Below are 24,996 nucleotides of genomic sequence, written 5' to 3'. Positions count from 1 at the left end.
ATGGCACGCTAGCCTAGCGACCATTGGTGATATCATCAATTTTCTGTTTCGCCTTCCGCGTCATCACACCTGCATTACGGCTAGCCTTTAACAAGCTAGGCCGTGCGCGATCCAATGCCTTGTGCGCCGCCTCACCTGCTTTTTTCTGCACCGCAGGGTTACGCGCAGCTGTCATCAATGCACCAAAAATCAACCTTCTTATCAGCATCTTGTGTTTCCTTACCAATAATAACCACATACTGTGGTTCTTGGCTGGCTTTTCCAGATAGCCAATGTTACAACCACAATTCATACAACGCAAAGGGTTTTAGACGAATGATTCCGCGGTATTCCCGACCGGAGATGACCTCCATATGGTCAGAGCAGAGCAAGTTCCAGATTTGGTTTGAAATTGAAGCGCACGCATGTGATGCACAAGCGCAATTAGGGGTCATTCCTGCTTCGGCAGCTGCCGCCGTGTGGGAGCGTGGTTCGTTCGACATTGACCGCATCAATGAAATTGAACGCGAAACCAAACATGATGTGATCGCGTTTTTAACAAACCTTGCCGAATATGTTGGTGAGGAAGCGCGCTTCGTACATCAGGGCATGACCTCATCCGACGTGCTTGATACGACGCTGGCAGTGCAAATGGCGCGGGCTTCTGATTTGATGCTATCTGGCATTGACCGACTACTTGCAGCGCTGGACAAACGCGCCAAGGAACATAAATACACCCCCACAATCGGACGAAGCCATGGCATTCACGCCGAGCCAACAACCTTTGGCCTAAAGCTGGCAACATTTTACGCCGAGTTCAAACGATGCCGGAAACGGCTGGAACAGGCGCGTGAAGAAATTGCGACCTGCGCCATTTCGGGTGCTGTTGGCACCTTTGCGCATATTGATCCATCGGTTGAGCAACATGTTGCTGATAAAATGGGATTGCATGTTGAACCAGTTTCAACACAGGTCATTCCCCGTGACCGGCACGCCATGTTCTTTGCTGTTCTTGGTGTTATTGCCAGCTCTGTTGAGCGCTTATCGACCGAAATACGGCACATGCAACGAACCGAAGTACGTGAAGCCGAAGAATTTTTCTCGGCAGGCCAAAAAGGGTCATCGGCAATGCCGCACAAACGTAATCCGGTTTTGACTGAAAATCTGACTGGCATAGCCCGTATTGTTCGTGCGGCGGTAACGCCTGCACTTGAGAATGTGGCACTTTGGCATGAGCGCGATATTTCACATTCATCGGTTGAACGCGTGTTTGGCCCCGATGCGACCATAGCACTTGATTTTGCCTTGCACCGCCTTTCATCTGTTATGGAAAACCTTCTGATCTATCCCGAAAACATGCAGGCCAACCTTGATCAGCTTGGCGGCCTTGTCCATTCTCAACAGGTTCTGCTTGCCCTTACCCAGAAAGGCGCAAGCCGAGAAGATGCCTATCAGATGGTTCAACGCAATGCGATGCAAATCTGGGCTGATGGCGGTAGCTATCTGGATAAACTGCAAGCAGATAGCGATGTCGCAACATTCCTATCAACGGATGAGCTTGAAGCTTTGTTCAATCTTGACCAGCATTTTCAGCATGTTGACACTATTTTCGAACGTGTGTTCACATAAGGAATAACCATGACAGACGCCACATCAAATACGCGCAAAATGCTCTATGAAGGCAAAGCAAAGGTAATCTTTGAAGGGCCTGATGACGGCACCTTAATCCAATATTTCAAGGATGATGCCACCGCCTTTAACGCCCAAAAAAAAGACGTTATCAAAGGCAAAGGTGTGCTGAACAACTATATCAGCGAACATATCATGCAGGCCGTTGGTGCAATGGGTATTCCAACGCATTTTCTGGCGCGCATCAATGATCGTGAACAGCTTATACGACAGTTGGAAATTGTACCCATCGAAGTGGTTGTCCGAAACGTAGCGGCAGGATCAATTTGTAGCCGCCTTGGTTTGGAAGAAGGTGAAGAGCTACCGCAAACACTGATTGAATTTTGTTTGAAAGATGACGCGCTTGGTGATCCGGTTATTGCGCCAGAACATATTTTTACCTTTGGCTGGGCCAGCCCTGAAGAGTTGGAAACAATCTGCGAAGATACCCTGCGGATTAATGATTTCCTGACTGGTATGTTTCACGCGATTGGTGTCAGGCTGATCGATTTCAAGCTGGAATTTGGCCGTATCGAGATTGACGGCGACATAGAGATCATCCTTGCTGATGAAATCAGCCCCGATAATTGCCGCTTGTGGGATATCCATACAAACGAGAAAATGGATAAAGATCGGTTTCGTCGTGACCTTGGTGGCTTGATCGAGGCTTATCAGGAAATAGCTAGCCGTCTTAATGTCCGCATTCCTGATATCAGCAAAATTGATCCATAACACTGTTAAGATATTTTGTTCCGAACCAACTAAACCATCATAATCAAAGGCAGATAGATGCAAGTCGTTGTAAATATATCGCTAAAAGAAGGGGTTCTTGACCCGCAAGGCCGCGCTATTGAACATTCCCTCCGCGGGCTGGGCTTTCAGGAAGTAAGTGAAGTGCGCGTTGGCAAACAGATCACGCTTGATATTGACGAGAGTGACCCTGCGCGTCTGCGCCAGCGCGTCGCACGTATGTGTGAGACATTATTGTCAAATACAGTTATCGAAGACTATGTCATTGATATCGTGGAACAGGAATAGGCGATAAGCATGAGCATATCAGCAATGCGCGTTGTAATCGCCGTTTTCCCCGGATCAAACTGTGACCGCGACATGATGGTCGCCATGGAACAGCTAACAGGCCGCCGTCCCCAACTTGTCTGGCACAAAGAAACCACCCTCGATCCAGTTGATCTGATTATCATTCCGGGCGGATTTTCATTTGGTGATTATCTGCGCTGTGGCGCATTGGCAGGACGTTCGCCAGTCATGGATGCGGTGATGGATCATGCCGCCCGAGGTGGGGCTGTACTTGGAGTCTGTAATGGATTTCAGGTATTAACCGAAACCGGCATGTTGCCTGGCGTTTTACTGCGTAATGCGGGCCTCAATTATGTCTGCCGTGACACGCGCATAAAGGTTGCTGAGACAATCGCCTCGCCCTTTACCAGCGGTCTGGCTACCGGCTCGGAACTGACCATTCCCGTTGCCCATAATGAAGGCAACTATTTTGCCAGCGATGATGATCTAGCAAAACTCGAAGATAATGGCCAGATAGCCTTTACCTATGTCGAAAGCGATATTCATGGCCCCGCAAACCCTAATGGTGCGGCTAGGGATATTGCCGGCATTATATCCGCAAACGGACGGGTGATGGGCATGATGCCGCATCCCGAACGCGCTATGTCCCCGGCATTGGGGGGCAGTGATGGGGCTTTACTTCTATCGACTTGTCTGGAGGCATTGGCATCATGACTATGGATAACGACATGATGAATTTCGAACATGCCGCCTCGATGGGTCTTTCCGAAGAAGAATGGAAATTGATCAACAAACGCCTAGGACGTGTTCCAAATTTATGTGAACTTGGCATTTTTTCTGCGATGTGGTCAGAACATTGTTCGTATAAATCGTCAAAACGCTGGCTTAAAACTCTGCCTGTAGATGGCCCACATGTTATTGAAGGCCCTGGCGAAAATGCCGGTGTCGTTGCTATTGGTGATGGGTTGGCGGCGGTGTTCAAAATCGAAAGCCACAATCACCCCTCCTTTATCGAGCCCTATCAGGGCGCGGCAACGGGCGTTGGTGGTATTTTGCGTGATGTCTTTACCATGGGTGCCCGGCCAGTTGCTTTGCTGAACGCTTTGCGCTTTGGCGCGGCAGATCATGAAAAAACGCGGCATTTATTAAGCGGTGTGGTTTCGGGCATTGGCGGCTATGGCAACTGCATAGGCATTCCGACCGTAGGTGGCGAAGTCAATTTTGATCCATCCTATAATGGTAATATTTTGGTCAATGCGATGGCTGTTGGCCTGGCTAATAGCGACCGAATTTTCCGATCCGCCGCAACGGGTGCTGGTAATCCGGTTATTTATGTTGGCGCCAAAACAGGACGTGATGGCATTCATGGTGCAACAATGGCATCAACCGAATTTTCCGATGAAACCGAATCCAAGCGACCAACGGTACAGGTGGGTGATCCCTTCACTGGCAAATTGCTGATGGAAGCGTGTTTGGAACTGATGGCTTCGGACTCGGTGCTATCGATCCAGGATATGGGCGCCGCTGGCCTAACTTCATCTTCGGTTGAAATGGCGTCAAAAGGTGGTCTTGGCATGGAGATCGACCTTGACCTAGTGCCTGCACGTGAAGAACAGATGAGCGCCTATGAACTCATGTTATCTGAATCTCAGGAACGTATGCTGATGGTGCTTAAACCTGATGCAACAGATGTAGCGCGGGCGATTTTTGACAAATGGGATCTCGATTTCATGCCGATTGGTCAGGTGACCGATACAGGCCGTCTTGTGCTTCTCAAAGATGGTGCTACTGCCTGTGACATTCCCATTGCGCCGTTGGTTGACGACGCCCCAGAATATGATCGTCCGCAAGCTGATGTGCCGCCGCGCCCTGTCATCAAATCGGGTGATATTGCAAAAATCGGACGCATCAGTGATATTCTGCGGATGCTTATGGGTACAAGCGATCTTGCCAGCCGACGCTGGATTTACGAACAATATGACAGCCAGGTGATGGCAGATACGATGGCAGGGCCTGGCGGTGACGCAGGGCTTATTCGCGTCCATGGCACTAACCGTGGTCTTGCTATGACCACAGATTGCACACCACGCTATGTCGAAGCCGACCCCAAAACGGGCGGCGCACAGGCGGTTGCAGAAGCCTACCGCAATATCACAGCGATTGGTGCAACGCCTCTTGCCGTGACCAATAATCTGAATTTTGGCAATCCTGAAAAGCCTGAAATCATGGCTCAATTAGCGCAGTCGGTTATCGGCATGGGCGAAGCCGCAAAGCGTCTTGATACGCCTGTCGTGTCTGGCAATGTGTCACTATATAATGAAACCGACGGCGTTGCCATTCAGCCTTGCCCTGTTATTGGTATGGTTGGGGTGATTGATGATGTCGATATGGCAATTGGAAGCCGTTTTACCACCGCCGGCCAGGATGTTGTTTTGCTGGGTCACAGCAATGAAGGTGATGGATGGCTTGGCATGTCACTTTATGCCCGCCATGTCGCCAATCGTAAAGATGGTGCCCCACCACCTGTTGATCTTGACGCCGAACGCAGACATGGTGACTTTTTACGCGATCAGATTTTAGACGGCACGGTGAGCGCAGCTCATGACATAAGTGATGGTGGCATGGCGGTTGCGCTTGTTGAAATGGCCATGCAATCGTCTTTTGGCGTTGACCTGGAAATTCCAGACACAGCGCATAGTCATGGCTGGGCTTTTGGCGAAGACCAAGCGCGCTATCTTGTCACCCTCACCGATGCCGCCAGTTTTATCATTGCGGCTAAGGCGGCGGGCGTTCCAGCCCAAAAAATTGGCACAACAAATGCGTCAGGTGAATTGAAATTTGGCACTGACGATGCCATATCTTTAATAGAGCTTGAGAAAATATGTGAGTCGGTCATTCCTGATCTGATGAAAAACTAGTATTAGCTGGCGTTTCATATGAAATTTTCGGCAAATAGCAAAGGAGCAAGCCATGGCTATGCAAGCAAGCGAAATAGAAGCACTTATTAAAGCTGCTTTCCCTGATGCTGTTATTACTATTGAAGATTTGCGCGGCGATGGCGATCATTACGCTTGTCAGGTTGTTTCCAGCGCGTTTGAAGGCAAAAACCGGGTGCAACAGCATCAAATGGTTTATAAAGCCCTAGGCGGCCGTATGGGCGGGGAATTACATGCCCTTGCTTTACAAACCTCGGCACCAACTAGCCAGTAAATTAAGATTTTGCAGGATAAATAGCGAATACCGCCTATTCAATCAAGGAGTGAAACATGCTAGACGCAGCAACCAAAGAACGTATTGACGCCGATATCGCCAGCGAGGACGTGGTATTGTTCATGAAAGGCACGCCTGTATTTCCACAATGTGGGTTTTCTGCCGCCGTCGTTGGTGTGCTGAGCCATCTTGGGGTGAAATTTCGGGGCATTAATGTGCTGGAAGATGATGCCATCCGTGAAGGTATTAAAGCCTATTCAGATTGGCCAACAATCCCCCAGCTATACGTAAAGCGGGAATTTGTGGGTGGCTGCGACATTATCCGGGAAATGTATGAAACGGGCGAACTGACCGAAATGCTTCAGACGCACGGTATTGATGCGCATCCTGCCTAATTACAGGCACCACCCATAATCAAATAGCTGTATCAGCGAAAAATGCGTGATCGTCGGTTACTTCGGCGATCCGTACCCTGTACCATTGGTAAAACTCCTGCCGCCCCATTTCCTGCGCGATAAGATGTTCACTATTTTCACGCCAGGCACGTATCGCATCACGATCACGCCAATATGAGACGGTAATACCAAGCCCATCATCACCACGCACTGACTCAACCCCCAGAAATCCCGGTTGTTGTTGCGCGAGATCCATCATACGATCACTTGTGATCTCATATATGTCATCACCGCTAAGGCTTCGCTGGGCGGTAAAAACCACCGCAAAATATGGCTTTGGCCAATTTAGCTTTTTATTGCCCTTCACTTCTTTGCCCATCACATCTTCACCCGTCATATATTAGTCCCAGTCATAAATGTGATCATTATAGTGGACTATGTTTTTACCAAAAAAGGGTAGCCAAAAACAGCTACCCTTTTTTATGATCTTGAACCTGACGCCTAAAAAACGCCAGAGATGTTAGCGGGAGTAATACTCGACCACTAGATTTGGTTCCATCTGGACTGGATAAGGCACTTCATCCAATGTTGGAATACGAATGAATTTCGCTGTGAATTTATCATGATTCACGTCAACATATTCCGGCACGTCGCGTTCAACTGATGCAATGGCATCAAGCACGGCTGGGATTGTTTTTGTTTTTTCTTTAAGCGCAATTTCATCACCTGGCTTCAACATGACAGACGCGATATTACAACGCTTGCCGTTCAACATGACGTGACCATGGTTAATAATCTGGCGGGCGGCAAACACTGTTGGCACCATCTTTGAGCGATATAGGATCGCATCAAGACGACATTCCAGAATACCAATAAGATTCTGGCCAGTATCACCTTTACGACGTGCCGCGGCCTGATAATATTTCTTGAACTGCTTCTCGCCAATATTGCCGTAATAGCCTTTCAGCTTTTGCTTGGCCATTAACTGCACACCAAAGTCAGTTGGCTTTTTACGGCGCTGGCCATGCTGGCCGGGGCCATACTCACGAGCATTTACTGGAGATTTAGGACGACCCCACAGGTTTACACCCAGACGGCGGTCAATTTTGTGTTTAGCGGCATGGCGCTTATGATCTGATTTTGCCATTTTTGGCTCCTTTGTTGCCCCGGTAGGGTCTATTGACCGGCATCACACCCCGCTGGTGTAATCCACGTTCCCGAGAATGGCGCAAACTAGCCACTCACATAGCTTTTGTCAACCATCTATCGATCACGCCGTTTGCTGGTCAGTGCCTGAATTATACCGTGCAGTGTGCCTATTTCCTGACGGCTTGGCGTGGCGCGATTAATCAATGCGCGGATATTGCGTTTTACAGCTGGCGCCATCTCGGTTGACGAAAAAAAACCGCTATCGTCTAGGGCATTTTCAAGCCGCTGGAAAAAATAATCGCGTTCTTTTATGGGGGCAGCTTCATCGCCATCTTCGCTTGGCTCTGACCGACTCTCATCACCGATGTCAGATAACGCGGCCACACGCCATTCCCACGCCAACAACAACACCGCCTGCGCCAGATTGAGCGATGGGTAGGCCGGATTTAAGGCCGCTGACACCGCGACATCGGCAAGCACAACTTCGTTATTATCAAGCCCTGATGCCTCAGGGCCAAATAGCAAGGCGACACGCCCCTTTTTGGCTTTTTGAACCAGCTCACTGCCAATCGCACGAGGCTCACTGGCACGGATAGGCATATCACGTTGGCGAGCGGTTGCCGCCGCCATAAAGGAAATATCATGCGTAGCGTCAGCGAGCGTATCAAAAACCTGTGCCATCTCGATAATAGATTTACCGCCAGCCGCCATCGGCAAGGCAACCGGATTAGGCCAGCCATCACGCGGATTGACAATGCGCAAGTCATGTAAACCGCAATTCATCATCGCACGTGCTGTTGCCCCGATATTTTCGGCCATTTGCGGACGTGCCAGTATAACCACCGGGCACGTATCCATCGGTATCAGATCATTCATCATAATGTCCGTATGTAATGATCAGGGAGTCAAGCCCCACCTTGAGGAGCTGGAACATTGTCATGCATCAGTTTCCAGATCATGCCATCACCAAGCGCCGCAACTGAGGCATCAATGATATTGGTTGATAGGCCAACAGTTCGCCATGTGGTTCCGTCGGGCACCCGAAATTCAATCAGCACACGGGTGATAGCCCCCGTGCCAGCCAAATCATCATTTGCATCAAGAATACGCACTTTATAGTCAACAAGCTCGACATCAGCCAAAGTTGGATAAGCTGAGACCAATGCCTTGCGCATCGCCGTATCAACAGCATTCACCGGCCCGTTACCCACTGCGGCTTCATGATGTGTATCCGTGCCCACCACGATTGTTGCGGTGGCTTCGGACTCAACAACCAGATCACCTTTGGCGTTAAAACGCCGTTCATCCATGACCCGGAAACGGCCAATTGAGAAATAATCACTTGGCTCACCCAGCATCCGCCGCGCCAGTAATTCAAAGCTGGCTTCTGCCGAGTCAAATGCCCAGCCCTCAAATTCCTTTTCCTTGACCACTGCTATCAGACGATCAAGACGCGGATCCTTTGGATCAACATCAATACCAAATTCGGCAAAACGCGCCAACATATTTGACCGACCAGCCTGGTCCGATACTAGATAATGACGCTCATTACCCACTGTCTCAGGCGCTACATGCTCGTAGGTTCTGGGATCCTTTTGCGCGGCTGAGGCATGAAGCCCCCCCTTATGCGCAAAAGCCGCGGCACCAACATAAGGCGCATGTGGATTCGGCGCACGATTCAATCGCTCATCCAGCATCCGCGACAAAGCCATTAATTTTGGTAATTTGTCTTTTGGAATACCTGTTTCAAATTCGGTTTTCAGAACCAGAGACGGTATCAAGGAAATCAGGTCAGCATTACCGCACCGTTCGCCAAGCCCATTGATTGTGCCTTGCACCTGCCGCGCACCCGCCCGTATCGCTGCCAGCGAATTTGCAACCGCCACACCAGCATCATTATGACAATGAATACCCAACGCTACGTCAGGACAAGCCTGTTTAACTGCGCTGACAATTTCAAAAACATCATCCGGCAACGTACCACCATTAGTGTCACACAATACGACCCAGCTAGCCCCGCCAGCATGTGCCGCCTTCACGCAATCAAGCGCAAAAGCTGGATTGGATTTATACCCATCAAAGAAATGCTCACAATCAAACATCGCTTCGCGCCCGCGTGCCTTGGCGGCGGCGATTGACTGGCTAATCATATCCAGATTTTCTTCAAAGGTAATATTCAAAGCTGTTTCGACGTGAAAATCCCATGTTTTGCCAACCAGACAAGCGGCGGGAACGTCAGCGTCAATAACAGCATTCAATCCGGGATCATTGGCGGTGCTTCGACCACCACGACGGGTCATGCCAAAGGCAACCATCTTGGCATTTTTGAGCTTTGGAGGGCTGGCAAAAAAGGCATCATCAGTCGGGTTTGCCCCCGGCCAACCACCTTCGACATAATCGATACCAATATCGTCAAGCGCCGTGGCAATCGCAATCTTATCCGCATGCGAAAAATCAACGCCGCGGGTCTGGCCACCATCGCGCAATGTCGTATCAAAAAGCCAAATTCTCTCGCCACTCATATGGGCATCTCCCTTTGGACACTATCGATGGCACATGGCACATCACTAACCTTGCTCAGTATCTAGCAAATGGCCACCAGAATTGCTAGCCACGCCGCCAGATTGTCCCCGCCGCATTATCTTCAAGATGTATGCCATCTGCCGCCAGTTCATCACGAATACGGTCTGCTTCAGCGAAATCACGCCGGTTTCGGGCGTCATTGCGCGCGGCTATCTTGGCATCAATATCACTATTCACTACTTCTGATTTTGCAGATAAAGTGGATTCACTCGTCATACTTGATGATAAATCTTTCATCTCGCCTTTGCCCCTTATCTCACCTTTGCCCCAGGCATCACCAGTCTGTCCCAGTAATCCCATCACTTCGGCGCTTGATTTCAGGGCAATAGCCGCCGCCACATCGCCTTTATTGGCCAGCCGTGCCAGTTCATGCAGACGCGCCATAGCTGCTGGTGTGTTCAGATCATCGCATAAACAATCCAGAAACGCCGCGTCCACTTTTGTTTCATCAGCCGCCACATCGCCAACAGCACGGTATAGTCGATCAAGGCTATTGCGCGCGTCAAACGCCGCATGATCCGAAAAATCAAGAGGCGCACGATAATGCGCGGATAACAGGATATAACGCACGACTTCACCGCGATGTTTGGCAACCGCATCAGCGACTGTCACAAAATGCCCCGTTGATTTGGACATGGTTTTGCTTTCGACGGTAACAAAGCCATTATGAAGCCAATAATTGGCCATCCTATCGGTATTATGCGCACAGCAGGATTGTGCTATTTCATTTTCATGATGCGGGAAAATTAGATCAAGGCCGCCTGCATGAATATCAAACACTTCACCAAGATAGAATTTAGACATAGCCGAACATTCAATATGCCATCCCGGACGCCCACGTCCCCACGGGCTATCCCAACCTGGTTGCGTTTGAGAACTAGGCTTCCATAAAATGAAATCAGCTGCATCGCGCTTATAAGGCGCGACTTCAACGCGGGCACCCGCAATCATATCATCCATATTGCGACGCGACAGGCCACCATAGGCTGGCATTTGTTTCACGTGAAACAGCACATGCCCCTCAGCTTCATACGCAAACCCATTCGCAATCAGGGTTTTGATCATTGCCACCATATCATCAATATGTTCAGTCGCGCGCGGTTCTTTATCGGGTTCTTTGGTCAGCAGGCTTTCTGTATCTACACGGAAAGTTTCAATCGTATCAGCGCATAATGTAGCGATATTCATGCCGCGTTCATCAGCGCGTGCGATAATCTTATCGTCAACATCGGTGATATTGCGGACATAGGTAACTTTGTCATATTGGCGGTTTAGCAAACGAACCAGCACATCAAATACGACGATTGGTCTTGCATTCCCTACATGAATACGATCATACACTGTGGGACCACAGGCATATATGCCTATATGCGCCGGATCAAGCGGTACAAATTCATCTTTTTGCCGCGTCAGCGTATTATAGAGTTTCAAGCCACTCACGCGCGATTCCCCTGCAAGCGTGCAATAACGCGATCACGCCCCATAAAAGCCAGCAAAGGGGCAATTTCAGGCCCTTTGGCCTGGCCTGTCAATGCCAAACGAAGCGGCATGAACAGCCCCTTACCCTTGGCACCCGTTTCGGCAGCAATCGCCTTTGTCCAGTCCGACCAGATGCTGGCAGACAGATCATCATCAGGCAATAGATGTGCCGCCGCTGTTGTAACATCCGGCGCTTCGATGACCGGCGTGATCGGCGCTGAACATATCTGCCACCAGTCAGCCGCATCACCGACAACAGGAATATTACCTTTAACCGTTTCCCAAAAATCGGCACCCCCGCCTACACCAAGAGTATCGAGCCTATTCGCAACCCTGTCAAAATCGAGTTCCTGCACAATACGCGCATTCACCGCATCAAGCTCTGCCGGATCAAATTTAGCTGTCGCCCGTCCAAAACGGCTGATATCAAACCCCTCAATAACCGCGGCCATATTATTTTGTGGCACAACCGGATCAGCCGTACCAATACGTGCCAACAGGCTGGCAATCGCTTCAGGCTCTAATCCGTTAGCACGCAATTCGCCAATCGACAGACTCCCCAAACGCTTTGACAAGCCCTCGCCATCAGCACCAGCAAGCAGTGCGACATGACCCATTGTTGGTGCGGTAGCGCCCAACGCCTCAAATAATTGGATTTGTGCAGCCGAATTGGTCACATGGTCTTCGCCACGCAAGATATGCGTTATGCCATGGTCAATATCATCAACAACCGATGCCAATGTATAGATCACCCGGCCATCTTCACGCATCAGCACCGGATCCGACAAGCTGGACATGTGATAGGCAACATCGCCGCGCACTTTGTCATGCCAGCGCACTTCCGTGTCATTCAACAAAAAGCGCCAATGTGGTTTCCGCCCTTCAGCTTCGAGTTTGGCCTTGGCGTCGTCAGTCAGCTTTAAACCTGCCCGGTCATAGACCGGCGGGCGACCCGCACCAAGCTGAGCTTTGCGTTTTAGCGATAATTCTTCGGGGCTTTCATAACAAGCATAGGCGCGCCCTTTGGCGACCAGATCTGCCAACGCGTCATCATAGCGCGAAAGCCGGTTAGACTGACGGTCTTCGGACGCCCATGTCATGCCCATCCATATCAGGTCAGCTCGGATTGACTCTTCGAAAGCTGCTGTTGACCTTTCATCATCGGTATCATCGATGCGCAACATGAAATGCCCATCAAACTTGCGGGCAAATAGATAATTGACTAAAGCTGTGCGTAAATTTCCAACATGCAAATTACCTGTCGGGCTTGGCGCAAAACGAACCTTTATCGCACTCATTTTATCTCCTAGTCACGCAACTGCGCTGTCAATTTAGTTTAGAACCTGCCTGCCTATTTCATAGACGTTTTTAGGGGGCTAAATCCAGACGTTAATGGTAAACGGCGATCGCGACCAAAGGCAATGGCCGTCATCTTTGGTCCTGGTGCCGCCTGAAACCGCTTAAATTCGGCACGAAACAGAAGCTGGCTTGCGTGGGCAACTTCTTTAACGTCATAGCCCTGTGCAACGATGGCATCAATATCAGCTGCGTCTTCGGTCAGCGCCTGCATAATGGCATCAAGCCGTTCATAAGGCGGCAATGAGTCGGTATCTTTCTGATCTGGGCGCAATTCAGCGGATGGCGGCTTGTCAATAATACGTTTTGGAATGACTTCACCTTCAGGCCCTGCCGCGCCACGCGGTAAGTTTGCATTCCGCCAACGGCATAGGTCAAAGACCTGTACCTTCCAGACATCCTTGATTGGAGCAAAGCCGCCACACATATCGCCATATAGCGTAGAGTAGCCAGCGGCATATTCGGATTTATTGCCGGTTGCCATGACCATTGCACCATTTTTATTTGAAATCCCCATCAAGATTGTGCCACGCAATCGAGACTGAATATTTTCTTCGGCAATATCCGGATCCTTGCCCGCAAATTGATCAGCCAGCATGTTGTCCATTGCCGCCATCGCTGGCCCGATAGAAATGGTATCAAGGCGCATACCAAAACGGGTGGCAAGGTCAGCGGCATCCTCAAGGCTTTCATCACTGGTATAAGGTGACGGCATCATCACAGCATGAACAGCATCAGCACCAAGCGCATCTGCGGCAATGGCGGCAACCAACGCCGAGTCAATACCCCCTGACAAGCCAAGCACAACACTGGGAAATCCATTTTTTTGCACATAATCACGGACACCCAGCATCAAGCCACGATAAATTGCGGCCAGACCTTCGTCGGGCGGGGTAATCTGACCAGTTAAAGATAGGGCACCAAAATCAGATTTGACCTGAACCTGAACCACAGACTGAGAAAAGCTGGGTAAATGCGCAGCAAGATTGCCATCGGCATTAAGGGCAAATGACCCGCCATCAAATACCAATTCATCTTGACCACCAATTAGATTGACATAAAAAAGCGGCAAAGATGACTCGATTGTCCGGCTAACGGCATGCGCCATACGCTGGTCATTTTTACGGCTAACAAATGGCGACGCGTTCAGCGATACAATCATGTCAGCACCAGATTCCTGCAGACATTCGACCACATCAGGCGTCCATATATCTTCACAAATAGGTAAACCAAGTTTCAAGCCGCGCACCAGAACGGGCCCCGGCATCGCCCCAGCCGTAAAATTACGCTTATCGTCAAAAACGCCGTAATTCGGCAAATTCACCTTGTCACGGCGACCGATAATTTTGCCATCATCAAGAACAAATACAGAATTATAGATACGGACAACATCGCCATCCTGTTCTCGATAAGGGGCGCCAACAATGATCGCCGCACCGCCATCAGCGGTTACCTGTGTTAGATGGGCAATCCCTGCCGCAACTTCGTGCATAAAGTCACTGCGCAGGACAAGGTCATCACACGGATATCCAGACAAAAACATTTCTGGCGTCACAATGATATCCGCACCGCCAGCAGTGGCCTTTTCACGGGCATCAATCAGACATTCAACATTGGCGGCTATATTGCCCAGATGAGAATTCAACTGAGCAAGTGCAATCGAGATGGGTTTATCAATCATAATACTGTTTCTATTTACGAATTAGGAATTCCCGACCCACTTTTACCCGCGCCTGTTTGTCGTAGGCGATGATATCAGCAGTCGCATAGGTTTCAGACCATATTTGGGGTAGAAACGAGCCTGTACCAATCAAATTAAGCGGTGCTTTTGCCAATGAAAACACGCGACATTTATCAGGGCCAAAGCCGCTTGAAGCAACAATTTTTACATTTTCAAATCCATGCGCATCAAGCGTTTCACGAAGATGCCAGACCGATGCCGCACTGACGCCCGTGCCCATCAAATTCTTGAGTTCGGCATCACTGCGATATCCACGGATCGCTTCGGGTACATTCCGTTCAAGCACGGCATATGACGTCTGCGTATCCAGCCCTTCGACGAAACGGCCACCATGCGTATCAAGCCGGATCGACAAGGCACCTGACTTTGCCAGATTATTGAAATGGTTTGCCACCTCAAGCGCATCAGTGATTTCATTACCAAAATAATCAACAAGAACCGTTAGCGGTGCATCGGGGATTGTTTCATGAAATAATTGCGCCGCCCGCAAGGTTGATCCGGCATAGCCAATCAGAGCATGTGGCATGGTGCCCATACCTTTTTCGGCACCAAAGAAATGCGCTGTGGCATCGGCTGCACACCCTATAAACCCAACAGCGCCTGTTTTGGCCTTTGCTTTTGCCGAACCAACCGATGCGCCATACGCCATTAATTCAGCCATTTCCGAACCCGCACAATGGCGAGCATCCATTGCCAAAAACCCGACATATGGCAATTCAATACACATATTGTAGGCGTTGTAAGCTGCCACACAGCTTGGCCCCAAACGTTGCAAGAATATTGTTTCCAGATCGACCAGTGCTGAAAACGGCCCGCTGATATAGCAAATTGGCTCACCCGCACCGATCCATGCCCCTTCGGCATATAGTTTTTCGATCTGCAACGTGACACCCCGGCTTTCGGCCATCGCTTCAAGCCAGTCAAACGCCAGTTTTCCAGCCAAAGTGACAGGCCGGCGCATAAATACAGCATAGGTCACGTCGCAATCGCCATGTGTCTGTACGATATTGCGCGTATGTCTGAAATAGGTATCCGTCAAGCTAGGCTGAACGCTTGGTGTGGGCCCTGTGCTGGCAAATTTTGACATCATGTCTCCCCGCTATCCGCAACGATGACGCGTGAAACATTTAGACGGCTTGTGACAATTCGGCCTGTCCACCACGGCGTCGTTTCATCAAGTCGGCAATAAGGAACGCAAGCTCAAGCGCCTGTGCACCATTCAAACGTGGATCGCAATGCGTATGATAACGATCCCCCAAACGCGCCTCAGTGACATCGACAACACCACCAACACATTCGGTCACATTCTGTCCTGTCATTTCAAAATGTACGCCGCCCGGATAGGTGCCAATTTCGTCATGCGCGTCAAAGAACCCACGCACTTCTGACATAATATCATCAACCCGTCGGGTCTTATAGCCGCTTGAAGCCTTGATGGTATTGCCATGCATCGGATCACAGCACCAGACCACATGCGCACCGTGTTTTTGCACAGCTTTGAGTAATGGTGGCAAGCCAGCACGCACCTTGTCAGCGCCCATGCGGGCAATCAACGTTAGACGACCCGGGATGTTATCTGGATTCAGCACATCGATCAGGCGCAATAATTCATCTGGATCAAGGCTTGGCCCACATTTCAATCCGATTGGATTCGAAATGCCACGCATAAATTCAACATGCGCGCCATCAGGCTGGCGGGTACGGTCACCGATCCAGACCATATGCGCCGATGTCGAATACCAACCTTGTTCATCGGTGATCGTATCACGGCGCGTCAACGCCTCTTCATAGCCCAGCAACAGCGCTTCATGGCTTGTATATAGTTCGGTTTCGGCCAATGGCCGCGCAGTCGCAGACGTGATACCACAGGCCTTCATGAAAGCAAGAGATTCTTCAATACGCTCGGCAAGTGCTTCAAATTTTGCGGTTTCAGGCGCATCACGCAGGAAATCTGTAACCCAGCTATGCACCTTATTCAGATCAGCAAGACCGCCCTGGGCAAAAGCACGAAGAAGATTGAGCGTGGCGGCGGATTGTTCATAAACGCGCAACAGCCGCTTTGGATCAGGCACGCGTTCCTTTTCGTTAAAGCCCATGGCATTGACCATGTCGCCACGATAGCTAGGCAATTCAACACCATCAATGATTTCGGTTGGTGCCGATCGCGGCTTGGCAAATTGCCCCGCCATCCGGCCAATTTTCACAACAGGCATTGAAGCGCCAAAAGTCAGAACCACAGCCATCTGCAACAACACTTTAAAACTGTCACGGATATTATTGGCTGAAAATTCGGCAAAGCTTTCGGCGCAATCACCACCTTGCAACAAAAAGGCACGCCCTTCAGCGACATCGCCAAGACGATCACGCAAATTTTGTGCTTCACCAGCAAATACAAGCGGCGGCATAGCCGAAAGTTTTTTCTCGACCATCTGTACCTTATCAGCATCGGGGTATTCCGGCACCTGCAAAATAGGGTGCGAGCGCCAGCTAGTTGGCTGCCATTCCATAATTTTTGATCCTTATTTACACCACGAAAGATCGAAAGTGCATCGTTGATATTTCAATAAGCCCAATCATGCGTATTTGTGCCGAAAATTCAAGTTTTTTCGCCATGTGACAATGAATACGAACTGGCCTTGTCGCAGAGGGGCGATGAAGCCGTCAGCTTGAAAAACAGGCTAATCACGCGGCGAACGCATGGTCACAAATTCTTCGGCTGATGTAGGGTGAATACCAATGGTAGCGTCAAAGTCAGCCTTTGTGGCACCAGCTTTGACAGCAATCCCAACACCCTGCATAATTTCCCCGCAATCCGGCCCCATCATATGGGCCCCAACAACCTTGTCGCTGACATCATCGACAATCAGCTTCATATAGGTTTTTTCACCGCGTCCCGAAATGGTGTTTTTCATCGCCCTGAACTGGCTTTCATAAACCCGGATTTTGGCATATTTTGCCTTAGCTTCGGCTTCGGTTAAACCAACAGTGGCTATTGGCGGTTGGCTAAACACAGCCGAAGCAATGTTTTCATGGCTGATGGTGCGAGGCTTGTTGCCATATAAGGTATCAGCAAAAGCATGACCTTCATTGATCGCAACAGGCGTCAAATTCACCCGATCAGTGACATCGCCAACGGCAAAAATACTGGGTATGGATGAACGCGAATAAGCATCAACCAGCACTTCACCATTGCGTCCCATATCGACACCTACCTGCTCGAGACCTAGCTGGCTGGTATTTGGCTTGCGTCCAGTTGCGGCCATCACCTGGTCAACATGAATGGTTGAACCATCACTGAGGCTGGCTATTTTTCTGCCATTGTCAGACGCAAGCGCCTCAATTGTCGTCCCCGGGTGCAAGATAATACCGCGATCCTGCATCGCTACGGCAATATGTCGGCGCACATCTTCATCAAAGCCGCGCAAAGGCAGATCACCCCGATAGACAAGATGTGTTTTCGCGCCATAGCCATTGAAAATACCTGCAAATTCAAGCGCAATATAGCCACCACCATAAATTATGATTTCAGATGGAAACTCATCCAGATCAAGCGCTTCGTTCGAGGTTATCGCATGCTCATACATGCCAGGCACATCGATTATCTGCGGCATGCCACCGACAGCCAGCAGGATGGTTTTGGCGGTGATATCTTGATCATTAACGGTAACGCTATGCGGGCCTGTGACTTTGGCAAAGCCACGAAGCAATGTAACACCAGCATTCTCAAGCAAGGATACATAGATCGATTCAAGCCGGTTCAGTTCGGTATTTTTTGCGGTAATCAGATGTGCCCAATCATGTGTTGGCGTTTCAACATGCCAGCCAAAACCACGGGCATCTTCCACATCAGCGGAAAACATTGATCCATACATCAGCAGCTTTTTCGGCACACAGCCCCGGATCACACAAGTTCCGCCAGGCCGATCGCCTTCGATCACCGCAACCTTGGCACCATGCGTTGCTGAAATTCTGGCTGCACGGACACCGCCAGAGCCAGCGCCGATAACCACCAAATCATACATATATTCCATTTTGTCCCGTTTCATGTCTGCAAAAAAGACTGTGCCCGTTTGTATGCAGGCACGAGTCACTAAACACACATATGGGTCAAAGCGCAGAGATGCAATAGGTTATGATGAATGCTCACGCGAAATCAAGTTCGCTAATGACATCGGTAAATTCGGTATCATCAACATAATCAAGCAGAATAACCGCCGCCATATTATGGAAATTATTAATCATACTTGCCAATGACGCGCTTGTCGCATCGCTAAGATCCACAAAGCGATAAACCGTAATCGAGGCTTCACCCGAACAAATACCAAATGGCGAACTGCTTGTGGCTATTGTATCCTCAAGTAAAAGCATGGTCAGGAATGAGGCTTTGAGTGGACCCGTTCCATCCCGCGAGGCACAACAATAAAGTAGACCTTTATTGCCTGAATGCATAAGCTCAAGCTGTGTTATGAGGTTGCCCTTATCCGAGGTCATCCAGCGGCTTTTCGCCACTTCCAGAAGGGGCTTGTTCAATGGGGGAAATGCACTTTCAATCAAAGGTGCGACCTGATCTCTTATCTGTTCTTTGAGATGCTGGTTCATTATTCTGCTTGCTCCAGTTTACATAATGCCAATCGATAGACGTTAACATAATTTAACTATTTGTTAATGTTTAAACAAAATATATAGTAGTGGCTACTGTCCAGTGGTCTAATTCTTAAGGATCAAACCTACCAGAACCAAGGCAAGATATTGTTTTTGTATAAAAAAGAAAACAATTTTCTGATTTTATCAAAGTGGGGTTTCCACGCTGAAGATTGCACCGCATCATTATTATGATAGGTTGTTTAGCTATAGAATTACCGCGATTTTCTATCAGGACATTTACATGACGCCCACCTTATCCGCATCATATGAACAGCTTTTATGGCGCCCTGATCAGGACATTTTACAGAATGCCGAGATCAGCAAATTCATCTCTTTTCTGGCGCAAAACAGCACTTATGATGGTGATCAAGATTTCCAAAAGCTATGGCAATGGTCTGTCGATAATAGCGAGCAATTCTGGTCGATATTATGGGACTGGCATGGTGTCATTGGCAGCAAGGGTGACCGCGTTCTGATCGATGCCGACCAGATGCCAGGGGCAAAATTTTTTCCTGATGCCAAAATCAACTTTGCCGAAAATATGCTTCGCGACGCGGATGATACCATCGCTATCAGTGCCTATGGTGAAGATGGTCGCCGCCAGCGCCTAACCCGACGTGAATTATATAACAATGTCATGTCAGTGGCCGGATGGTTACAGCAGGCTGGCGTAGAAAAGGGGGATCGCGTCGCCGCCTATGCACCGAACGTTCCTGAAACAATAATCATGATGCTGGCATCCGCAACGATTGGTGCGGTTTTTTCAAGCTGCTCACCTGATTTTGGCCTTGATGGCGTGCGTGATCGCTTTGGCCAGATCGAGCCAAAAATATTGCTTGCCTGCGATGGATATCATTATGCAGGCAAACAGATAGATCGCTTACCTATTATTAAGGATCTTGTGGCCGCTGTGCCGTCAGTCAACAAAATCCTGATCATTCCCTATCTGAACGAAACACCTGATTTATCAGGTCTCGCCAATGCCACGCTATTCGCCGAAGCATTAAGCACCACGCCAGTTTCCGGCTTTACACAAATCGCCTTTAATGATCCGCTATATATTCTGTATTCAAGCGGCACAACCGGTGCGCCAAAATGTATTGTTCATGGCACTGGTGGCACGATGTTACAGCATATCAAGGAACATCGTCTGCACAGCAATGTTAAAGCTGGCGACAATGTTTTTTATTTCACAACATGCGGCTGGATGATGTGGAACTGGCTTGTTTCAGCCTTAATGATGAAAGCAAAAATTGTGCTTTATGAAGGCAATCCATTCTTCCCCGGCCCTGAACGTCTGTGGCAAATCGCCGAGACCGAAAAACTGAGCCTATTTGGCACCTCGGCCAAATATATCGACGCTGTCTCTAATGCCGGATATCATCCCAAGCAATCAGTTGATCTTGGCGCGCTTCGCAGTCTTTTATCAACAGGCTCGCCGCTATCTTCTGATGGCTTTGATTTTGTTTACCAATCAATCAAAGATGATGTGCAACTATGCTCAATTTCAGGAGGTACGGACATCGTGTCCTGTTTTGTCCTCGGCGCACCATCCCAACCTGTTTATGCTGGCGAAATCCAAACACGCGGCCTTGGTATGGCTGTTGATGTTCTTGATAATGATGGAATGTCTGTGCGCGGCAAGCAAGGCGAATTATGCTGTTGCGCCCCCTTCCCTTCAATGCCGGTGATGTTTTGGAATGATCCAGACGGTAGTAAGTACAAAGCAGCCTATTTTGAGCATTTTCCGGGCGTATGGCGACATGGTGACTGGGCAACATTAAACGAGCGTGGCGGTATTGTCATTCATGGACGATCAGATGCGACACTCAATCCGGGTGGTGTGCGCATTGGCACTGCCGAAATTTATCGTCAAGTTGAGTCCTTTTCCGAAATTATCGAAGCTCTTGTCATTGGCCAGAATTGGGATAATGATGTGCGCGTGATACTGTTTGTTCGGATGGCTGATGGATGCGCTCTGTCAGATCAGATCAAAGCTGATTTAAAGACAGCAATCCGTAAAGGCGCTACCCCGCGCCATATTCCGGCTGTTATTGTTGCGGTGCCAGATATACCGCGCACAAGATCTGGCAAGATAACCGAACTTGCGGTGCGTGATATCATCCATGGACGTGATGTAAAAAACACATCGGCCTTGGCAAATGCCGAAGCGTTAGATTTTTTCAGACATATTGATGAATTGCAGAGATAGTATCAAACCAAGCCATCAGGTCAGCCCCTTTATATCATTAGGCACAGCGCAGTGCTATTGGCACGTTTAGTGGTGAAAACCCCAGATACTATGGCGCTTGCACGGGTTGTGGCTATGGTCATAGTTGCGCTGATGATCAAACAGCTTTAATTTGCAAAACCCTGCTTAATGAGTCCTTGAACAGCGCTACTATTGGCAAAGCGCCGGCGATTTTTTTTGAAAAACGGCAGCGCAAAGGCAAGCTGGTTGGTCTCTGATTGCTTGAGCAAGTCATCATCATCGAGATTTTCAATTTTAGCCGCGCCACATGGATGGATTACATAGGTATGTTCAGCACTGACCCGGTTGGCGATGGTCTGAAATTTTGCTTTGGAGCCAACTGGCCATTTCTCACGTAGGACAGTCACAACAATGAAATTGGCGCCCGCATCAAATTGTTTGGCAATCGCATGGTTTTCGACATGGTCTTTGGCGATTAACGTCATCGCCGCAAGATGCGCCGGATCAGCCGCCAGCTTTTCGCCGCGGTCTTGATCCATCCAATGTCCCAGAATATTGATACGGTCTTCAGCTGCCAAACCCATCAATAGCGGCAATCCCGCATCCGTGCTGGCATCCATATCGATATCGACAATATCAGACTCGCCCATAATACGAATAAGACGTGTTGGCATCAGAGCCTCCTAAGGGACGTATAAAATAATCAGGTGCCCGTTATAGAATATCAGGATGCTTTTGCAACAAGCATTCAATCAACCCCTTATTTAAGATTATTCAGGAGCGATTGTGGTTTCACGATTACGAACAAATTCGCGCCATGCGATCACCAGACAACTTGATATGATGATTATAACACCGACGATCTGCGTCGCATTCATGACCTCGGCAAACATAAAATAGCCTGCCATTCCCGAAAGCGGAATTTGCAAATAACGAATAGATGATACCACCACCGCATCCGAGTATCGATAGGCGCTTGTAAAGCATATTTGCAAGGCCGAACCAATGACGCCAAGTAAGATCAAATCATACAATAATTGCCCACCAACCGGATCAAGCAAGTCCGGCATTGTGAAAACAACAAACCCTGCCACAATCGCGCCTGACCCATTATACCAAAGGGCAACGCTGGCTGGTGCATCACCACGACCAAGGCGCCGCAAGACAATTGATAACGCCGCCCCCGACATTGCCGCACAAACACCAAATAGTGCATATAATGAAAGCGCACCTGCGAATGGATCAGTTACGATGAAAACACCAGACAGACCAGCAATCACCGCTGACCAACGATATATACCTATTCTCTCGCCAAGCATAAGCGGCGAAAAAATGGTTACAAAAATCACCGCACTTTGAAATAGCGCTGTTGCCTGCCCAAAAGGCATGTTTCGTATCGACAAAAACCAGAAAATTATGCCAGCGCCGCCAAAAATAATCCGCAAAACCAAAGTCTTGGTCTGGTTTATCTGAAGGAACTGTCCACCACGCACATATAACGCATAGATACATAACAACGGAATTGAAAACAGAAACCGATAAAATAATGTGGTTACAATGCCAACATCTACGGCGGTTTTTTTAATAAGAATACCCGTTGCAAGACCAAACAATACAGCGAGGAAGCTAAGAACCAAACCCAACAATGGGCGCGATACAGATAACGAAAATGATGAGGTCACAAGGCGTCCCAGTTTTACCGACCCAACTTTTGGCTCAGGTGAGCACACAACTTTAGGCGGCAAAAACAACAGCTGAATAATATAGCAGTGATATATTATTCACAGACAACACTCCAATGAAAACTACCCGACACTAGAAAAATGTAGGACGTAATAGTGTCAACATCTGCGCGCCAGCCAGCATGACTAACATCAAAAAAACACCAAAGATTGTGCGGTTACGGGAAATCGATCCATCGGCTCCTTCAATGGTGCCCGGAAGATCAGTTGCCTGTCCTTTGATCATCGCCATGGTCAAGCCACGTTTTTTGATAAATTTATAAACAAGAATAGCCGCAATATGCAGAAACAAAATAAGAAATAATACTTTTTCACCTAAATGATGAATTGAACTGGCCGTCTTATTAAAGGCAGGCAGAAGATGAGCCAATGGCCCATCAAACAGAATACCGTCAGTTGAAATGGAGCCGCTGAAAGCCATAAACCATGTAATCATTAAAAGCGCCAAAACGGCGTAGCCAGCAAGCGGGCTATGTCCTGCCCCGCGGACTTTGTGCCGCCCTGCCATTTCTCCACGCAACCATTGAATAGCCGTGACGGGTCCACACAAAAAATTGGCAAAACGCGCATGATGACCGCCGATAAACCCCCATATTACACGCCATCCAACAAGTGCCATAACAGCAAGTCCAAATCGTTCATGCACAGCAAGCACCCCAATCTTAGCAGACATGATCGCGCCAATTACAGATATGGCCAATCCCCAGTGGAACAGTCTTAGCGGTAAATCCCAGATACGCATTGATCGTCTCCTCTGTTTTCAGATAAAATAGATTAGTTTTCTATAGCTTAATCAAATTATAATCTTCGTGATATGACAAATGACTTGTTAATTGACATGAATGCGATCCTGCTTGCGTCTGGCGGTGCCATTGATCAACTAAGCACGATTGACGCTGATGTTGCTGATGTCATAAAGCAGTATGGACCACCACCTGATAGATCGCTTCCTGCCAATTTTGATACTTTGGCACGCGCCATCGTCGGGCAACAGATTTCGCGTGCAGCTGCCACATCAATATGGAATAGAATGGAAGCAAATGGCGTTAGCGAGGCAGATGTCATTGCAACAAAATCACCTGATGATCTTGCCGGACTTGGCTTGTCGCGCCGCAAGGCCGAATATATCATCGGTATCGCTGACGAAATCGTATCAAAGCGGATTGACCTGCATGAATTGGCCACATGGGATGGACAGGCAGTGCAAGACCGGCTTGTGCAAATTCGAGGCATAGGCGCCTGGACAGCAGATAATTTCCGCCTTTTTGCTCTGGGCGACATGGATGCCTGGCCTGTTAACGATATTGCGCTTCAAGAAGGTATGAAGCGGCTGAAAAAACTGTCACATCGCCCAAAGGCATCTGAAATGGAAATGTTGGGCGAGGCTTGGCGGCCTTATCGTGGGGCTGGTGCGCTGGTGCTTTGGCATCTTTACGGAATAGTCGTACGTAAAGCCACGATCAGCGATATCTAATCAAACAAATCAGCCTGATTAGGCTTTGCTGGCAACAATGCGTCAGCCGAAAGCGGCGTCACGAGCTCCGGATTATCATTGCCTACATTGCCAACATCAGCAGCAACCCGATACCAGTTAAACCAGTCGGATGGGGCAACCTTGCACTCTCTTGCGGCTGTATCGAGGTCACTGCCAAGCCATTGATTCCAAGCATCAGCAGCTATAACAAGCGGCTGACGATGTTGTATTTCACTTAACTTTTCGTTTGCGGCGCTGGTCATAATCAAAAAATTCAGATCGCCGCCGCGCTGAAAGGTCAAGCCGGCAAAGCCCATAACATCCCC

Annotated in this window: 25 protein-coding genes; 9 read left to right on the top strand and 16 right to left on the bottom strand. The window is 49.0% G+C overall.

Features of this window, described 5'->3' with window-relative positions; genetic code table 11:
• Positions 1-13: 13 nt before the first annotated feature.
• On the bottom strand, positions 14-208 hold the full coding sequence (locus tag ACTF7Q_RS01225; protein WP_041860741.1) for a hypothetical protein: 195 nt from the start codon (positions 206-208) through the stop codon (positions 14-16).
• 107 nt (positions 209-315) lie between these two features.
• Here ACTF7Q_RS01225 and purB point away from each other — a divergent pair, with 107 nt between their 5' ends.
• From purB to grxD, 7 genes are read left to right on the top strand one after another with little or no spacing between them, the layout of a single operon-like run.
• Entirely contained in the window at positions 316-1,608 is a 1,293-nt protein-coding gene (gene purB, locus ACTF7Q_RS01220; protein ID WP_438996031.1) for an adenylosuccinate lyase, read from the top strand.
• Positions 1,609-1,617: 9 nt separating this feature from the next.
• Complete coding sequence (gene purC, locus ACTF7Q_RS01215) at positions 1,618-2,379, top strand: phosphoribosylaminoimidazolesuccinocarboxamide synthase (RefSeq protein WP_438996030.1); 762 nt, start codon at positions 1,618-1,620, stop codon at positions 2,377-2,379.
• A 57-nt stretch (positions 2,380-2,436) separates the two neighbouring features.
• On the top strand, positions 2,437-2,685 hold the full coding sequence (gene purS, locus ACTF7Q_RS01210; protein WP_013045541.1) for a phosphoribosylformylglycinamidine synthase subunit PurS: 249 nt from the start codon (positions 2,437-2,439) through the stop codon (positions 2,683-2,685).
• 9 nt (positions 2,686-2,694) lie between these two features.
• Complete coding sequence (gene purQ / locus ACTF7Q_RS01205; protein ID WP_438996029.1) at positions 2,695-3,399, top strand: phosphoribosylformylglycinamidine synthase subunit PurQ; 705 nt, start codon at positions 2,695-2,697, stop codon at positions 3,397-3,399.
• A complete protein-coding gene (gene purL / locus ACTF7Q_RS01200; protein ID WP_438996028.1) occupies positions 3,396-5,603 on the top strand; it encodes a phosphoribosylformylglycinamidine synthase subunit PurL in 2,208 nt (735 codons plus the stop codon). Before purQ ends, purL begins: the two co-directional genes overlap by 4 nt.
• A gap of 52 nt (positions 5,604-5,655) precedes the next feature.
• A complete protein-coding gene (locus ACTF7Q_RS01195; RefSeq protein WP_013045544.1) occupies positions 5,656-5,895 on the top strand; it encodes a BolA family protein in 240 nt (79 codons plus the stop codon).
• 56 nt (positions 5,896-5,951) lie between these two features.
• On the top strand, positions 5,952-6,290 hold the full coding sequence (gene grxD, locus ACTF7Q_RS01190) for a Grx4 family monothiol glutaredoxin (RefSeq protein WP_013045545.1): 339 nt from the start codon (positions 5,952-5,954) through the stop codon (positions 6,288-6,290).
• Positions 6,291-6,309: 19 nt separating this feature from the next.
• Here grxD and ACTF7Q_RS01185 read toward each other — a convergent pair whose 3' ends face one another.
• From ACTF7Q_RS01185 to ACTF7Q_RS01135, 11 genes are all read right to left on the bottom strand, one after another.
• Positions 6,310-6,687 carry an antibiotic biosynthesis monooxygenase family protein gene (locus ACTF7Q_RS01185; RefSeq protein ID WP_438996027.1) on the bottom strand — a complete coding sequence of 126 codons (378 nt, stop codon included), beginning with the start codon at positions 6,685-6,687 and terminating at the stop codon, positions 6,310-6,312.
• A 123-nt stretch (positions 6,688-6,810) separates the two neighbouring features.
• Complete coding sequence (gene rpsD / locus ACTF7Q_RS01180; protein WP_438996026.1) at positions 6,811-7,437, bottom strand: 30S ribosomal protein S4; 627 nt, start codon at positions 7,435-7,437, stop codon at positions 6,811-6,813.
• Positions 7,438-7,553: 116 nt separating this feature from the next.
• Positions 7,554-8,315: an RNA methyltransferase gene (locus tag ACTF7Q_RS01175; protein ID WP_438996025.1), complete on the bottom strand. Its 762-nt coding sequence runs from the start codon at positions 8,313-8,315 to the stop codon at positions 7,554-7,556.
• A gap of 29 nt (positions 8,316-8,344) precedes the next feature.
• Complete coding sequence (gene cimA / locus ACTF7Q_RS01170; protein WP_438996024.1) at positions 8,345-9,961, bottom strand: citramalate synthase; 1,617 nt, start codon at positions 9,959-9,961, stop codon at positions 8,345-8,347.
• A gap of 85 nt (positions 9,962-10,046) precedes the next feature.
• Positions 10,047-11,462 (bottom strand): cysteine--tRNA ligase, encoded by a 1,416-nt coding sequence (gene cysS / locus ACTF7Q_RS01165; RefSeq protein WP_438996023.1) that lies wholly within the window; start codon positions 11,460-11,462, stop codon positions 10,047-10,049.
• Positions 11,459-12,799 carry a glutamate--tRNA ligase gene (gltX, locus tag ACTF7Q_RS01160; RefSeq protein WP_438996022.1) on the bottom strand — a complete coding sequence of 447 codons (1,341 nt, stop codon included), beginning with the start codon at positions 12,797-12,799 and terminating at the stop codon, positions 11,459-11,461. Before gltX ends, cysS begins: the two co-directional genes overlap by 4 nt.
• A 53-nt stretch (positions 12,800-12,852) precedes the next feature.
• Positions 12,853-14,538, bottom strand: coding sequence for an NAD+ synthase (locus tag ACTF7Q_RS01155; RefSeq protein WP_438996021.1), 1,686 nt, complete (start codon positions 14,536-14,538; stop codon positions 12,853-12,855).
• A 10-nt stretch (positions 14,539-14,548) separates the two neighbouring features.
• A complete protein-coding gene (locus tag ACTF7Q_RS01150) occupies positions 14,549-15,685 on the bottom strand; it encodes a nicotinate phosphoribosyltransferase (RefSeq protein ID WP_438996020.1) in 1,137 nt (378 codons plus the stop codon).
• A 40-nt stretch (positions 15,686-15,725) separates the two neighbouring features.
• On the bottom strand, positions 15,726-17,105 hold the full coding sequence (locus ACTF7Q_RS01145) for a class II 3-deoxy-7-phosphoheptulonate synthase (protein WP_438996019.1): 1,380 nt from the start codon (positions 17,103-17,105) through the stop codon (positions 15,726-15,728).
• 171 nt (positions 17,106-17,276) lie between these two features.
• On the bottom strand, positions 17,277-18,644 hold the full coding sequence (gene gor / locus ACTF7Q_RS01140; RefSeq protein WP_438996018.1) for a glutathione-disulfide reductase: 1,368 nt from the start codon (positions 18,642-18,644) through the stop codon (positions 17,277-17,279).
• 97 nt (positions 18,645-18,741) lie between these two features.
• Entirely contained in the window at positions 18,742-19,197 is a 456-nt protein-coding gene (locus tag ACTF7Q_RS01135; protein WP_438996017.1) for a hypothetical protein, read from the bottom strand.
• Between the two features lie 286 nt (positions 19,198-19,483).
• Between ACTF7Q_RS01135 and ACTF7Q_RS01130 the strand changes: the two genes are divergently transcribed.
• On the top strand, positions 19,484-21,454 hold the full coding sequence (locus ACTF7Q_RS01130) for an acetoacetate--CoA ligase (RefSeq protein ID WP_438996016.1): 1,971 nt from the start codon (positions 19,484-19,486) through the stop codon (positions 21,452-21,454).
• A 146-nt stretch (positions 21,455-21,600) separates the two neighbouring features.
• Here the strand turns inward: ACTF7Q_RS01130 and ACTF7Q_RS01125 are convergent, their stop codons facing one another.
• The 3 genes from ACTF7Q_RS01125 to ACTF7Q_RS01115 all read right to left on the bottom strand — a co-directional run bounded on the left by ACTF7Q_RS01125 (position 21,601) and on the right by ACTF7Q_RS01115 (position 23,938).
• The gene (locus ACTF7Q_RS01125; protein ID WP_438996015.1) at positions 21,601-22,128 is read right to left on the bottom strand and encodes a hypothetical protein; all 528 of its coding nucleotides are present in this window, start codon (positions 22,126-22,128) and stop codon (positions 21,601-21,603) included.
• A 96-nt stretch (positions 22,129-22,224) separates the two neighbouring features.
• Positions 22,225-23,199, bottom strand: a complete 975-nt coding sequence (locus tag ACTF7Q_RS01120) for a DMT family transporter (protein WP_438996014.1) — start codon at positions 23,197-23,199, stop codon at positions 22,225-22,227.
• A 70-nt stretch (positions 23,200-23,269) separates the two neighbouring features.
• Positions 23,270-23,938 carry a cytochrome b/b6 domain-containing protein gene (locus ACTF7Q_RS01115; RefSeq protein ID WP_438996013.1) on the bottom strand — a complete coding sequence of 223 codons (669 nt, stop codon included), beginning with the start codon at positions 23,936-23,938 and terminating at the stop codon, positions 23,270-23,272.
• A 72-nt stretch (positions 23,939-24,010) separates the two neighbouring features.
• On the opposite strand from ACTF7Q_RS01115, the gene ACTF7Q_RS01110 reads away from it, so the two are divergent.
• On the top strand, positions 24,011-24,670 hold the full coding sequence (locus ACTF7Q_RS01110) for a DNA-3-methyladenine glycosylase family protein (protein WP_438996012.1): 660 nt from the start codon (positions 24,011-24,013) through the stop codon (positions 24,668-24,670).
• Here the strand turns inward: ACTF7Q_RS01110 and ACTF7Q_RS01105 are convergent.
• Positions 24,667-24,996, bottom strand: a 330-nt coding sequence (locus tag ACTF7Q_RS01105) for an SOS response-associated peptidase family protein (protein ID WP_438996011.1), incomplete at its 5' end; no start/stop codon positions are given. The two genes, ACTF7Q_RS01110 and ACTF7Q_RS01105, sit on opposite strands and share 4 nt — an antisense overlap.

The organism is Puniceispirillum sp. (SeqCode) (assembly GCF_965657105.1).
Lineage (GTDB): Bacteria > Pseudomonadota > Alphaproteobacteria > Puniceispirillales > Puniceispirillaceae > Puniceispirillum.
The sequence above is the reverse complement of the archived record's forward strand: the minus strand, read 5'-3'. Positions and strand labels throughout refer to the sequence as shown.